The following is a 14,370-nucleotide window of genomic DNA, read 5'->3' as shown; positions in this document are numbered from 1 at the left end:
TATATGAGAATTGTTTTTAATGATTTGGCGGATGCTTTGGGAACCGCCACAAGAGAATCTGTCGAGCAATTGGGTTCTATCGCACTCTTCTTCTGGAGAATTATTCAGGCGATTCCCTCATGTCTTAAAAGATTTCACCTGATAGTTGAACAGATGATGCTTTTAGGGGTTACATCGATTCCAATTGTGCTCCTGACCTCAGTGTTTGTAGGTGCGGTAAGCGCATGGCAGGTTCAGTATCTCTTTGCAGATGCGGTCCCGCTTACCTACTTGGGCGCTGCTGTGGGAAAAGCTGTTTTTACCGAACTGGGACCGGTACTCACAGCTCTAGTTATCACCGGAAGAGTAGGGGCGAAACTGGCTGCTGAACTGGGTACTATGAGAGTAACCGAGCAGGTAGACGCCATGACCTGCCTGTCTCTTGATCCATACTGCTATCTGCTTGCTCCCAGGATGATTGCCGGGGTTCTGATGCTCCCTGTTCTCACTATTTTCTCCGCTTTCTTTGCTATTGTCAGTGCCCAGTTGATTTCACAGTTCGCACTTGGGCTCAGCAGTGCTATTTTTTTCCAGGGTCTTAAACTCCTGTTTAAAGTTCAGGATGTGGTCGTATGCCTGGTCAAAGCAACTGTGTTCGGAGGTGTTATTGCCCTTTCAGGATGTTACTATGGTTTTCTCACCCATGGCGGAGCTGTGGGGGTAGGTAATTCCACTAAAAGAGCAGTTGTAGCTGCTATGGTGCTTATTTTAATCAGTAACATGATAGTAGTAAATATCATCCTTTAGTCCATTAAATCTGCGGAATCTATTGCCTTGCCGGAAAAGTAAATGTATATTTATGCCCGTCCATAAAACTGGTCCCTTCGTCTAGTGGTTAGGACACAGGATTTTCATTCCTGCAACAGGGGTTCAATTCCCCTAGGGACTAAAAAGGGAACTCTCACCTGAGGGTTCCCTTTTTTATTTTGTTTAAGCCATCCGGTTCGATCTTGCAGTAACTGCTGAAACATCTGGTATCTTTCGATGACAGATTTATTTTTACTTCTCATTGGCAAAGATAATATTACAAATATGCAGTTCAATTACTCCTACCCTCAGTTTGTCACTACCTGTGGACAATACGGGAATGAATGGAATGATGCCGGCAGGAGGCTGAGTATCATTACTTGTTGAGTACTTTTTCAGGAGACAGTATGAACGTACTTTGGTTGCTGTTGGGAGCGGTTTTGATCCTGATTCTGGGGTACCATTTTTATTCCGGTTTTATTTCTAAGGTACTGGGTGAAGATCCAAATCGACTGACACCAGCAGTGGAATTCAAGGATGGCAGGGATTACTGTCCCACAAAAGGCCCTGTAGTTTTCGCACACCATTTCGCATCGATTGCCGGAGCAGGTCCGATTATCGGTCCGACAATGGCCCTGCTGTACGGGGTGGTTCCGGTATGGCTGTGGGTGCTGGCAGGGGGCATTTTCATAGGTGCTGTACATGATTATGTTACATTGTTCGTATCGATTCGTGAGAGGGGCAGATCGATTGCCGAGATAGCACGTAAATCGCTGGGAGATTCCGGATTTGCATTGACCATCGCATTTACGATTATAATGATACTGCTTGTTACATCCTCTTTTCTTGTCGCCTCCGCCACTTCACTGACATCACTTGTTTCGCTTGAAATGATGAAACTCCCCTCTGATCAGACACTGCTCAAAACGGTTGTAAAGGATGGGGTCAGTATGGGAAAGATCGGCGGCATAGCATCGACATCGGTAATTTTCATTACCCTTTGTGCGCCTCTGATCGGTTTTCTCAATTACCGTAAAAATGTAAGCCTGAAGATTACTATCCCTGTTTCAATTATTATCTGTGTCCTTTCTGTGTCAGTGGGCCTTTACTGGCCAGTCAGCCTGGATGTCAAGGCCTGGATGATAATTCTGTCAATTTATACTTTACTGGCTGCCGGGGCTCCGGTCTGGCTGCTGCTCCAGCCAAGAGATTTTATAAATGTGTTTATTCTATATGGTGGAATTATTCTTTTGATAGCAGGAGCTATTGGAGCCGGGATTTCTGGAGTTACCGTGGAGGCTCCGTCATTTAATGTCACATCAGGTAATGCAAAGATGGGATTGATATGGCCTTTTCTGTTTATTACGGTTGCCTGCGGGGCCATAAGTGGTTTTCACGCGCTGGTGGCCGGTGGTACGGTGTCAAAACAGGTGACAAGCGAGAAATCGGCCAGGACAATAGGATTCGGAGGAATGCTTCTGGAGACGGTTTTGGCTGTAGGAGTGATTATAGCTCTGAGTTGTGGAATCAATTTTCAGGAGTATGCAAACATAGTTTATCCTGAAAGCGGAAAATCAAACCCGATACTTGCTTTTGCTCTGGCCATGAGCGGGCTTGTGCACAAAGGGTTGCATTTCCCTGTCGCTTTCGGCACAGTTTTCGGGATACTCATGGTGGAGGGTTTTGTCGCGACCACTCTTGATACTGCAGTAAGGATCAACCGGTATCTTTTTGAGGAGCTCTGGTCTATACTGTTTAAGAATCCTCCCGGATTTTTAAAGACTTATATTTTCAATTCGACACTTTCCGTTTCTCTGATGCTTGTTCTGGCTTTTACCAACGCATTTAATGTGATCTGGCCAGTTTTTGGCACCGCTAACCAGCTTATGGCGGCATTGACACTTATCACCCTTGCGGTATGGATGGCTGCTCACAGGAAGAAGAGTGGATTTCTGCTGGTACCGGCTTTCTTCATGATAGTAACAACACTTTTTTCCCTTGGATTGCTCTTGAAGAGGTATCTTGCCGGGCACAATTATATACTGCTTATAGCAGATATAATCATGATTGTGCTCTCATTGGGGCTCATTGTGATTGCGGTAAAATCAATAATAAACCAGTCAAGGGGCAGAAAAGGTACTCTTATGCGGGAAGAGGAGAAGAGAGTTGCCCAGCCGGTTTGAAAGGAAGCTCCTGATCCTCTAAAGTGGGACTTTAGACAGGGATGCAGTCGTACTGAAGCCTTGAATTCCGGTTTCTGAGCATGTATCATTAATCCATGGATAAATACCGTATTTGTATCATAAGCCCTCCTGGTTATAAGCATACCCATTGTTTTCTGGAACTGGCTCTCCTTCTCAAGTCATCCTTTGACTCTCTTCAAATCCCCTGTGATACATCAGTAAATGAATTATCACCGGACAGAGTGAATATCCTGCTTGGAGGTAATCTGATTCAGAATTTCCCGCCATTGAGATGCTTTCACTATATTCCATATCAACTCGAACAACTCTGCAACAACCCGAATCTCAGAGGTGAATATATTGATGAATATCTGGCAAATGCTGCAGAGGTGTGGGATTATTCTCAGGAGAACATCACTTTTCTATATAATAGAGGAATTCATTCCCGATATGTCCCTGTTGGTTACCACCAGGCACTTGAACTGATCCCCCAAAATGTAACCAAAGAATACGATGTCCTTTTCTATGGAAGTATCGGGCCACGCAGAAGTGAAATACTGAAGAAACTGGAAAAAGAGGGTGTTAAGGTTAAAACTGTTTTTGGTATCTATGGCCCTGAGAGGGATCAGATAATCGCCAGGTCAAGAATTGTACTTAATATCCATTTCTATTCCGCTAAAATTTTTGAGGCTGTCAGAGTTTCATACCTGCTTAACAACCGATGCTTTACACTATCGGAGGAATCAGCATTCAATCCCTATCCGGAAGTGGATTTATGCTTTACCCCTTATGAGAAACTGGTTGAGACTTGTCTGAAAGTTCTTGAGAATGACAGCTTATGTGAAGACAACGCCTTGCGATGTTACGAGCAGTTCAGAGACAATTATCCCATGACCGGCATACTGAAACAGCGCCTTCAACTTTAGTTTCCGGGCTGTGCAAAGCTTATCCTTTCACAAATACATTTAAGACAGGTATAGGTCTGGACATTCTTCCTGCGCAATCTTTCCGATTCCAGCTCCAATATTGAACAGTATTCTGAATCTTAAGTACTTGAATCCAATCAAATAGAGGGCTTCAGGGATGATGAAAAAAAATTAAAAAAAAGTGCTAAAGTTTTTCTAAAAACAGCCGATAAAAAAAATAGGGAATAAAGGCGCCAGAAAACCCTGTAAGTCTCCGGGCGGTAAGGGAAGCACTGCACGGAAGACACGGAAGTCAAAAAATCTAATCACAAGGGAGGGTTCCATGATAGGTGGAGTTAATTCTGCGTCCTCACAGCTGGCCCGGGCTTATAGTATCGGTACTGAGCAGCTCACTTCTACTTTGACAAAAATCGCTACCGGGAAAAAATTCCAGAATGCAGCGGAAGATCTCCTCGGGTTTGTCAAATCCGCCAATCTCAAAGTTGACATCAGCGGTTACCAGAAAGTAAAGGAAGACCTTACCGAAGCCAAGGCTTTTACTGCCGCAGCTCTTCAGGCCGGAAGCTCCATCTATGAGAAACTTACCAAGATGAAAGACCTGGCTACAAAATTCGACGCTGAAACCGACACTGATATTCAGGAAAAGTATAAGGCTGATTTTGATGCCCTTAAAGAAGAAATCAATTCAATTGTCTCTAATACCAGGGTAGATGGAACGGTTGTCACTGCCACTGCTGAGGTGGTAAAGGTGAATCTTGATCCGGATGGCACTGGGAGCCTTTCAGTGACTTTTACTTCTGTTGCTGATGCAACATCTCTGGATATAGAAGACAGTACAACGGTCGATACTGAGATTACCAATGCTTTGACATATCTTTCAGAAGCCAAGGCTTTTGACAACATTATCGGCCAGCAGATAAAGCTGACAGATACCATTATTGCCAGCAAACAGGCTGTTGAGCAACTCGTCTCAGGTATTGACGAAGCGGAAGAGATGAGTAAAGCTATCGATCAGCAGGTTCGCCAGCAGGCAGCTATCTCTATGCTGTCGCAGGCGAATCTGTCTCGCCAGGCGATCACGAGATTGTACATGTAAATTTGAGGTACTCCGGAAGGAGCGCTCCTGCTTCTTCCGGGGATACTTCTGTTGCCAGGGGAGTGGGGAAGCTCTTCAGGTAACGGTTATGCACAAAAGGGAGGTGCACAATGATTGGAGGGTCTTCATCAGTCTCTGCCAATTTAAGCTCTGTTTATGCCACAACTTCAAATGCTCTCAATGACGCACTTCTGAAGCTTGCATCCGGTAAGAAATTCCAGAATGCAGGTGAGGATCTGCTGGGGTTTGTCAGAACGACAGCTTTATCGGTAGATATAAGTGGATACCAGCAGGTCAAAGAGAATCTTACTGAAGCAAAGACTTACACTGCGGCAGCTCTTCAGGCCGGCAGTTCCATTTACGAAAAACTGACAGAGATGAAGGATTTGGCTGTTAAATACAGTTCTGAGACAGATAATGACAGGAAAGCGAATTTCAAGGCTGAATTTGATGCGCTTGTTGAAGAAGTAAAATCGATCATTTCAAATACCAGGGTAGATGGGACGGTCGTTACCGCTACGGCTGAGGTGAAAAAAGTAGATCTGGATCCGGATGGAGACGGTAGTCTATCAATAACTTTTACTGCAATTGCCGATACGGACTCGCTGGATGTAGAAGACAGCTTAACGGTTGATACTCAGTTGACCGCTGCTTTGACTTATCTTTCAGAAGCCAAAGCTTTCAATAATATCATCGATCAGCAGATAAAGTTGACTGATACTATAATTTCCAGCAAGCAGGCAGTCATGTCTCTGATATCAGATGTAGATGAAGCCGAGCAGATGAACCAGGTAATTGATCTAAGTATTCGCCAGCAGGCTACAATATCTCTTCTGGCTCAGGGTAATATGATCCAGAGCTCTCTGGCTAGACTTTACGATTAGGAGTGAACCGGAAAAAAAAGAAAAGAAATAACGGGTGACGCGCCGGTGGAAGGCTTGGGGAAGCCCTTTCAACGGTAACAGGCGTCCAGGGATGGTGGAAATACACAAGGGAGGTGTCAGATGGTGACCGGCGCATTAAGCTATGGCTATGCCAATATAGCCCTTTTCTACAGAAAAAATGACAATCTCTACGCCGATAATCTCTTACATATCGGCAGTGGTAAAAAGGTAAACAGCCCGCGGGAAAATATCCCGGATTACTTCTACGCCGGCAAGATAAACCGCGAATCGAGAGATTATACCCGAATAAGACAGGAACTAAGGGAAGCTTCATCCCTTATGGAAGTAGCCTCAAATGCAGGAGAGATAGTATTCAATTCTCTTAACCGCATGAGAACCCTGGTTGATTTGTATTATGATCCCAATGCAACTCCGGAGGAAAAAGAGGGAATGAAGGCTGAGTTTGAGTCGCTGAAATCTCAGGCCGACTTCACATTGGCTAACGCCAGGTACGATGGTGAACTGCTGATCCAGGATACAGGAAGTGGTTCATTAAGAAGCATCAGTATCGATCCATACGATATCAATGTCAAATTTGACATCTCTTTTTCATCTCATCAGGTGGCAGATGTCTCCAGTCTGGCTCTGGGTTCAGGCGATGAGGCCGGCGATGCAAAAGCTGTTCAGGATCAACTTGATAAAGCCGCATCCTATCTGGCAAAAGTAAGTGCCTATTCACAGGGGCTGCGCTCCAACATCAATATCATTACAAAAAAGATAAGTGTAAACACCATGGTTGAAGATCGCTTGACAGGCACGGACACAGGAGCGGAATTAGTCAAAGCTGTCGGAAGAGACATCAGAAGCCAGTCCTCGCTGGCTATGATGGCTCAGGCGAACGTTATGAGAGGCTCGGTGTTAAAGCTGTTTGGAATTTAAGAACCGGGTTCCTGCTTTTGCAGGAACGACGGATGGTGAAGGTGTTGCATGTAAAGGCCGATTTGTTACCCTGTGGTGTCATGCCTGTGAAAACAGGCATCCAGGAATCGTTCCACCTGGCGATTATGATCCAGTCCCTTTCGCAGAAATGACGGATAGATGAGGGTGTTAAATGTAAGGGACAGGTCTAAACCTTCTCCACCTCTTCCGTGAGAAGGCCGGTAAACTTACCTATACGATCCGCTACACTATATTTGTCAAGTCTGAGCTCTTTGTAGAGGATTTCCGTGTCTCCATGGGGAACAAAGGAGTCCGGAAGACCCAGGCAGAGAAATTTCGGCATTTTTCCCAGGTCTAGAGTGGCTGCAAGCTCCAGAAGTGAGGAACCAAAGCCGCCGGTAAGAGCATTGTTTTCCATTGTAACCACATACTTATACTCTGAAAACAGTTTCAGGTAAAATTGACTATCCAGAGGTTTGGCAAACCGTGCATCGACAAGAGCAGGAGAGAGCCCCTTTTCTTTCAGAATTTCACATGTGCCTTTTGCAGTGCTGAAAAAGTCACCTATGGAAACTATTGCTATTTCACGGCCATGTTCGATCATTTCCGGAACTGGATCTATGGTTCCAGCATCGCTTTCTATCCCTGTGCCCTCGATACCAGCTTTCGGATAACGGATAAAAACAGGTCCTTTGAGGCAGTCAACAGCAGTATACATCATTTTCCGCAGTTGATTTACATCACGCGGAGCCATTATCGTCACACCCGGAATTGACCTGAGAAAAGAGATGTCGAAGGCTCCATGGTGTGTTGGCCCATCATCACCCACCAGTCCAGCTCTGTCAATGCAGAAAATGACATGAAGATTATCGAGGGCAACATCGTGAATCACTTGATCAAAAGCTCTCTGCAGAAATGTGGAGTAGAGAGCGACCACAGGACAAAGTCCTTTGAGTGCCAGACCGGCTGCGAAGGTAACTGCATGCTGCTCCGCGATCCCCACATCAAAAAATCTCTCCGGGTAGATTTTGCTGAATTCCGCAAGCTTTGTCCCATCTCTCATTGCGGCTGTGATAGCGACCAGATCAGGTCTGCTGGATGCCATCTCTACAATGGTTTTTCCGAAGACATCACTGTAGGAGGAAACCTGCCCCGTTTTTTTTATCACATCACCTGTTAATCTGCTGAAACTGCCTATACCATGATATTTGGTGGCATCATTTTCCGCGAATCCGTAGCCTTTGCCTTTTTTGGTAATCACATGAACCAGAGTGGGGGTCGGGGAGAAATCCCTGATAGAGCGGAAGACCTCGATCATCTCGGCTATATTGTGTCCATCGATGGGCCCCAGATAGCGCAACCCCATATCCTCGAACAGTTTTCCGGGAACCAGGATATTCTTGATAGTGTAATCGAGATTGGATACAATACCCCTGATACTTTTTCCGACATTGGAACCACCCAGAAGTTCCCAGATTTCAGATTTTATTTTGTTGTATCTTTTGTCTGTGAGGACCCGTGTAAGATACCTTGACAGTGCACCCACGTTTTTACTTATTGACATTTCATTATCATTCAGCACCACTGTCATATTGGTAGCCATCGAACCCAGGTTATTGAGTCCCTCAAGGGCCAGACCGCCTCCCAGTGATCCATCGCCTATCACCGCTACCACAGAATGCTTCTGCTTCTGTACATCCCTTCCCGCGGCCATTCCCAGTGCCGCACTGATAGATGTTGAGGCATGCCCTGCAGAAAGCGCATCATACTCGCTTTCCGAGAGTCTTGGAAACCCACTGAGTCCTCCATACTGTCTTATTGTATGAAAACGATCTCTTCGCCCGGTGAGAATCTTGTGGGCATAAGCCTGATGCCCCACATCCCAGACCAGTTTATCAACCGGTGTGTCGTAGCAGTAGTGAAGAGCGATTGTCAGTTCGATAACACCGAGACTTGGGGCAAGGTGCCCGCCTGTGTGGCTGATAATATCGATCATGAATTCTCTGATCTCTTCAGCTAACTGGGGCAGTTTTTCTATCGGAAGTTTTTTCAGATCTGCGGGGGAACCAACAGTATCAAGCAGTTTTGTGGACACGCGTACCCTTTACGTTTTGCATTTGGTATATCGGCTTTGAAGATGGCACCCTGAAGTATCAGGGCGGCAAGATCGCGCGGCATTATAAAAAAATAGCAAATAGCGGCCTTCTGATCAAGATTTCAGATCAACAGATTGCAGACAAAAAATATATTCTGGTCAAAACAACACTCTTTCCGCACAGTTTAGTCTGCGGTTTTATGCTGCGCTGATACTATTTTTTTCTGTATATATGATGCCTTTTTCTTTTATTCTTCAGACTCTCGACAGCCGTTCAAAAGCCCGGGCAGGCACTTTCCAGACCCTTCATGGAGAAATAAAAACCCCGATTTTCATGCCTGTAGGCACACAGGCTACAGTCAAAGCACTTTCTCCGTCTGAACTCGAGGAGTGCGGATCCTCAATTATCCTTGCAAACACTTACCATCTTCACCTGAGGCCGGGTGATGAACTCATAGCCGCAGCAGGTGGTTTGCACAAATTTGAGCACTGGGACAGGGCAATGCTTACCGACAGCGGTGGATTCCAGGTCTTCAGCCTCAGGGATATTTCAAAAATTACTGAGAATGGGGTCACTTTTCAGTCACATATCGATGGTTCAAAGCACCACTTCTCTCCAGAAAGGGTAATGGAGATAGAGCACAATCTTGGCGCGGATATCATCATGGTCTTTGACGAGTGCCCACCCTCAGATGCTTCTCCGGAGAAAATCAGAAAAGCTGTTGAGCGTACTCTTCGATGGGCAGGAAGGTGTCTCGAGGCTCATCAGAAGATACCTTTTCATTTCGGTTATCCTCAGGCTCTGTTTGGAATAGTTCAGGGAGGCACAATAAGGGAACTTCGTGAGTACTGCGCACGTGAACTGGTAGCGATGGATTTTCCCGGATATGCACTGGGAGGACTGGCAGTAGGGGAGAGCATCGAATCAACCTATTCGGTGGTAGATTACTCATCGGATCTGCTTCCTGTCAACAAGCCCAGGTATCTTATGGGAGTAGGGACACCGGAAGATATTCTGGAGTGCATAGAACGGGGAATCGACATGTTCGATTGCGTACTCCCGACCAGAAATGCCAGGAATGGTTCAGCATTTACCTCCAGAGGCAAGGTGAATGTCAAGAATGCAAAGTATACCCGTGACTTTGAAGGACGGATCGATCCTGAATGCTCATGCTATGCATGCAGTAATTTCAGCATGGCATACATACGCCATCTTTACATGGCGGGAGAGATTCTCGCTTTGCGGCTCCTTACACTTCACAATGTACATTTCTATATGCATCTTGTCTCCTCAGCCAGAGAACATATCCTCGCAGGAGATTTTCCGGAATGGAAAAAGTCAGTTCTGGAGAAAATGAAACTGAACAGAAACGGGCAGAATGAGTAATCCGGATAAAAAAAAGAATGCCGACCAGATTCTCTCCTACCTTGACCAGCATGGAGTGGTTGATAAAGATGCATCCTCAGTTTCGAAAAAGAGAAAAAAGATCTCCATATCCAGAAAACATCCCAGGGCCATTCTTGACCTCCATGGAATGAAATCCGATGAGGCTGCTAGGAAAATCAGATCAGAATTGACCCGCTGCAGCGAAAGAGGGATAAAGGAACTTCTGATAATTCATGGGAAAGGGTACCACTCCGCCCCCCAGGAGGGACCTGTATTAAAGAATCTGGTCAGAGATATGCTCGAAAGAGAACTCGGAAGCATGATCAGGGATTTCAGAACTGCTCTGCCAAAAGATGGAGGGGAAGGGGCCACACTGGTATACCTGAGATAATCCCAGGTATTATCAAACTACCTTTTGTAAATCCAGTCATTTCCCTTGCTGTTTACGATTCTGGTATTCTCCGTTCCATCAGGATTTATCCAGTAAATCTGCTTCTCTCCTGATTCGTACTCTCGGGTATAGATGACTTTTTCGAGACCGTGAAACATACACGGCACAGGGTTAGATTCGTTGTAAGTCTTGATTGAATCTGTCAGGAAAAGTTTCCAGTAACGCTGAATGTTTATGTCAACCACATTGAGATCATAAAAGTTTATTCCTGATGAGTAAACCATGGTTCGGCAGTCTGAAAGCCAGCAGTAATCCTTAACATCTGAATTCTGGGTTATCCTGGAATGTTTTCCGTTTTCCCGGTTATACACCCATAGATCCATCCGTCCTCCGAAATTGGTCCGGTCGGAAAGGTATGCAATCTGGCTGCCATCAGGACTGAAAGATGGGCTGCGGTGCTTTGCTATTGAATCGGTGAATAATACCGGCCTCTCTCCTTCCAGATTGGTGATGTAAACCTGGAAATCACCGTTACGGTTTGAGCAGAAAAGCAAATGCTTCTTGTCGGGAGAAAAAGTGATTGAGTGCTCAGTTGAATTTTCCCATTTTATAACTGGAAGAGGGACCCCGCCACCGGCTCTGAGTTTGTAAATATCTGTTACTGTATCACCGCATGATGAGGCTGCATAATAGACCCATGCACCATCCGGAGAGAATTGAACCTCTCTGATATACGTACTGTCAAGAAGTACCCGTCTTCCTGTTCCGTTTATTCTCACTGTCTCAAGCCTGGGACATGAAAGGGAATTGTTTATGTATGCCACTTTACCTGATTTGAATGAGACCGCAGGTTTATTACAGTTGCCTGCTCCACGGGTCAGAGGAAACTCAGCATTTTTTTCTGCTATCTTCAGGAATACTCCATTTACACCATCCCTGTCGGAAACAAATGGGAACGTCCCCTCGATTGAACCTCTCTCCAGTTCCTGATCATCAATACCCATCCCTTCCAGTTCCATCCTGGCAGTGATCCGCTCCACCGCTTCCTGTACTGCCGAATCAGGCCTGACCTCTGACAAAACGGGAATAAGATGGTTCTGTGCGGAAATGAGCTTTTTATTCTCATCAAATCTAAGGACAAGATTTCCCACATATTCACCTTTTTTCCCGGCCGACAGCACCAGTTTAGATCCAATTTTGACAGGTGCAGTAAATTGCTGATCGAGATTACCGCAAATAATTATATCCGCTTTTACCAGAGGAACTCTGGCCTTTATGTTCTCCCAGGTATCATGCATTATAAGCACCTTCAGATCGTGTCCTCCAGCCCGCTCAGGAAAAAGCTCACCGGGATCGAATCTCTTAAGTGTCTTGCGGTTTTCGCTGCTGACCAGCGAATCGTTTATATACGAAGCCACATAGATATTGTAACCTCCGGATGACATCACCTGATGAGAAATCAGCGGCTCTTTTGAAGACTCGATATGGTTACTGCAGATAAGTTTTTGTTTGAATTCTGTTCCCTTCTCGATTAGTCTTTTCAAACCATAATCAATTTCTCCGCTTCCACTTGCGGCCGTGCTGAATTTTATCTGTTCATGATAGAAATCGGCCAGTTTAACTCTGAGCGGATGGGCGTTTTTACTTATGAGATTACCTGCTTCAACAGAAAAGCAGACAGGGAACTGCTGGCGAAGAGTTTTGATTGTTGTGGCATGTCTTGCCAATCCTCCAAGCATGCTGCCTGAGCTTTGCGGGAGAAACTGATCACTGATGTTGCCGGTGTAAACAAGAGAAATCTCAAGGTTTCTGCTCCTTAACATATCTGATTTTTGTCTTGAGAGAAGAGCCCAGACTTTCCAGTTATTAGGATCTATCTTAAGTGCTCTTTTGGCGTAGTACTGGCAGAGTGCGTATCTCTTTTTCAGGTAATGCTTGACTGCAGTGTTGTAGAAATCATCAGATGTTCTGGGCAGAATCTCTTCAAGCTTGATCTTTAAAGTCGCAGCCCAGACCGGACCCAGTTCCGGGGAGATATTCTTCCAGCCCGCATCAAACCCGTATTTTCCAACCTGAACTCCCGCTCCAAGACCAAGGCCCGACACTGAATGTCCTCTGCCCAGAGCATATTCGTAACCACCGCGAAGAAGGAGATGCTTTCCTATACTTACCTCACTGCTTATCCCACCGGTAAGAGGTTCATCGGCAGTCTTGATCATTCCTACCCCTATATCGAAGTCAAGAAATGACTTTAGAGGAACCGTTTCAGGCAGAGGTTTGAACAGAAATGATAAACCTGCACGCAGAGGGAGAGGTTCAGATTTATGTACATAAGTCACACCTGTACCCAGATTGGCAAAGTAGAGTCTTGATGAAAACCAGTCTAATGGTCTGTAAAGGATATCCATAGCACCCGCCAGGGCACGTCCGGCCTCATCCGCAGGATGGCTCTCTATATAAGAGAGAACAACACCTGTGTTCAGCTTCCCGTCAAAGAAGACTTTTGAGAAAGAGATACCAAAAGATGCCTCCACAAAGGAGGGATCCGAGACCTTCTCGTCGATATCACGTGCGTTCTCAAATTTCCCTGGAGTAAAGAGCTGTGAGTAGAATCCGATTGATCCGAAATCAAGTATTGGGAAATATCCACCCAGGTACTCTTTTCGCAGTCCCATAAACCATTCCAGATGAGTTGCAGCGAAGTTATTCCGGTTTGAGGCTGCCGATCCGGCGCTGAAAAGAGGCAGATCTGTGGCATCGCCTGCCCCCGGTGAGGAAGCAGGGCCTCGGGCAAGTTCTACCGCCGATACGGGCATGGTAAGGAAAGTGCAGACACTGCGTCCTGAGTTCTCTCCTCTGAGATTGGTGAACCAGTCGTATCCGGAGGAAAGACATGTTTGTACGGTTAATAGCAGTGCTGTAAATATGAGGTAGAGGCGTTTTTGCATTATCTTACTGCTGGATAGAATTGTGTTTTGTGGTTTCCTATGATCATTACATATTATATCGGTGGAGTGGGAGATAAGCATTAGAAATCTGGGGGTTGGTTCACCTCCGGGGTGAATTAGGGAATTAAGGTTTTTTTGGGGGGGCGGTTTTTTATATCTGGGGCTTTAACCTCAGAGATGAAATAGGGATTCTGGTTTGGATCTCTCTATTTCACCCTAGAGGAGAATTAGGGACTTTATCTTTGATCCTTATTTTACCCCGGAGGTGCTCTTAGGACTCTGCCTTATTTCATTGTTTCACCTCACAGGTGTATTACCAGACATCAAATCCCATTTTTTTTCTCAATTCCACAAATAATTCCCAAAATCTTCAGGCATGAACACACACAATTCCTGTTGTCGTCCAATTAGAGGTTAAAAAAGGGAGGCTTTAACAATAGTGGAGAACGGGCAATAACCAATGCCGGACTTTATGGCTGCAGCGGAAAAGCGTAGCCTACGTGCAAACCATCTCTTTTAAAAAGTCCAGTTCATTTATCCTGCTGCTCCTGGAGATCATCTTCGAAACCGCTGATCCACTTACTCCCAGATAGGTGGCCAGATTGATGCAGGAAAAACCAAAGTGGCTGACTCCAACCAGTGCAAAGATCTCTCTGGCAGTGGAGATCTCATTAATTCGGCCGCTGTGATCAATCAGTTCTTCTCTTTTCCTGTTTATGCAGGCACCAACCCTGT

At 45.5% G+C, this 14,370-nt stretch carries 11 protein-coding genes and 1 tRNA gene; 9 read left to right on the top strand and 3 right to left on the bottom strand.

The features are described 5' to 3' along the window. Positions 1-3 precede the first annotated feature (3 nt). The 7 genes from GX089_17400 to GX089_17370 all read left to right on the top strand — a co-directional run bounded on the left by GX089_17400 (position 4) and on the right by GX089_17370 (position 6,814). A complete protein-coding gene (locus tag GX089_17400; protein NLP04272.1) occupies positions 4-786 on the top strand; it encodes an ABC transporter permease in 783 nt (260 codons plus the stop codon). A 70-nt stretch (positions 787-856) separates the two neighbouring features. Then, positions 857-928 (top strand) — tRNA-Glu (locus GX089_17395). A gap of 265 nt (positions 929-1,193) precedes the next feature. Beyond that, positions 1,194-2,969 carry a carbon starvation protein A gene (locus GX089_17390; GenBank protein NLP04271.1) on the top strand — a complete coding sequence of 592 codons (1,776 nt, stop codon included), beginning with the start codon at positions 1,194-1,196 and terminating at the stop codon, positions 2,967-2,969. A gap of 95 nt (positions 2,970-3,064) precedes the next feature. Further along, a complete protein-coding gene (locus GX089_17385; GenBank protein ID NLP04270.1) occupies positions 3,065-3,895 on the top strand; it encodes a hypothetical protein in 831 nt (276 codons plus the stop codon). A gap of 322 nt (positions 3,896-4,217) precedes the next feature. Next, on the top strand, positions 4,218-4,991 hold the full coding sequence (locus GX089_17380) for a hypothetical protein (GenBank protein ID NLP04269.1): 774 nt from the start codon (positions 4,218-4,220) through the stop codon (positions 4,989-4,991). Positions 4,992-5,101: 110 nt separating this feature from the next. Next, positions 5,102-5,875, top strand: a complete 774-nt coding sequence (locus GX089_17375; GenBank protein ID NLP04268.1) for a hypothetical protein — start codon at positions 5,102-5,104, stop codon at positions 5,873-5,875. 120 nt (positions 5,876-5,995) lie between these two features. After that, on the top strand, positions 5,996-6,814 hold the full coding sequence (locus tag GX089_17370; protein NLP04267.1) for a hypothetical protein: 819 nt from the start codon (positions 5,996-5,998) through the stop codon (positions 6,812-6,814). A 187-nt stretch (positions 6,815-7,001) separates the two neighbouring features. Here GX089_17370 and GX089_17365 read toward each other — a convergent pair whose 3' ends face one another. Continuing rightward, positions 7,002-8,897, bottom strand: a complete 1,896-nt coding sequence (locus tag GX089_17365) for a 1-deoxy-D-xylulose-5-phosphate synthase (protein ID NLP04266.1) — start codon at positions 8,895-8,897, stop codon at positions 7,002-7,004. 247 nt (positions 8,898-9,144) lie between these two features. Between GX089_17365 and tgt the strand changes: the two genes are divergently transcribed. Together tgt and GX089_17355 are read left to right on the top strand one after the other, a co-directional pair. Beyond that, on the top strand, positions 9,145-10,296 hold the full coding sequence (tgt, locus tag GX089_17360; protein NLP04265.1) for a tRNA guanosine(34) transglycosylase Tgt: 1,152 nt from the start codon (positions 9,145-9,147) through the stop codon (positions 10,294-10,296). Continuing rightward, positions 10,289-10,687, top strand: a complete 399-nt coding sequence (locus GX089_17355) for a Smr/MutS family protein (GenBank protein ID NLP04264.1) — start codon at positions 10,289-10,291, stop codon at positions 10,685-10,687. Before tgt ends, GX089_17355 begins: the two co-directional genes overlap by 8 nt. 17 nt (positions 10,688-10,704) lie before the next feature. Here GX089_17355 and GX089_17350 read toward each other — a convergent pair whose 3' ends face one another. After that, a complete protein-coding gene (locus tag GX089_17350) occupies positions 10,705-13,635 on the bottom strand; it encodes a hypothetical protein (protein ID NLP04263.1) in 2,931 nt (976 codons plus the stop codon). A 496-nt stretch (positions 13,636-14,131) separates the two neighbouring features. Further along, positions 14,132-14,370 (bottom strand): hypothetical protein (locus tag GX089_17345; GenBank protein NLP04262.1); only part of this gene is annotated, 239 nt, incomplete at its 5' end.

The sequence above is a fragment of the Fibrobacter sp. genome, assembly GCA_012523595.1.
Lineage (GTDB): Bacteria > Fibrobacterota > Chitinivibrionia > Chitinivibrionales > Chitinispirillaceae > JAAYIG01.
The sequence above is the reverse complement of the archived record's forward strand: the minus strand, read 5'-3'. Positions and strand labels throughout refer to the sequence as shown.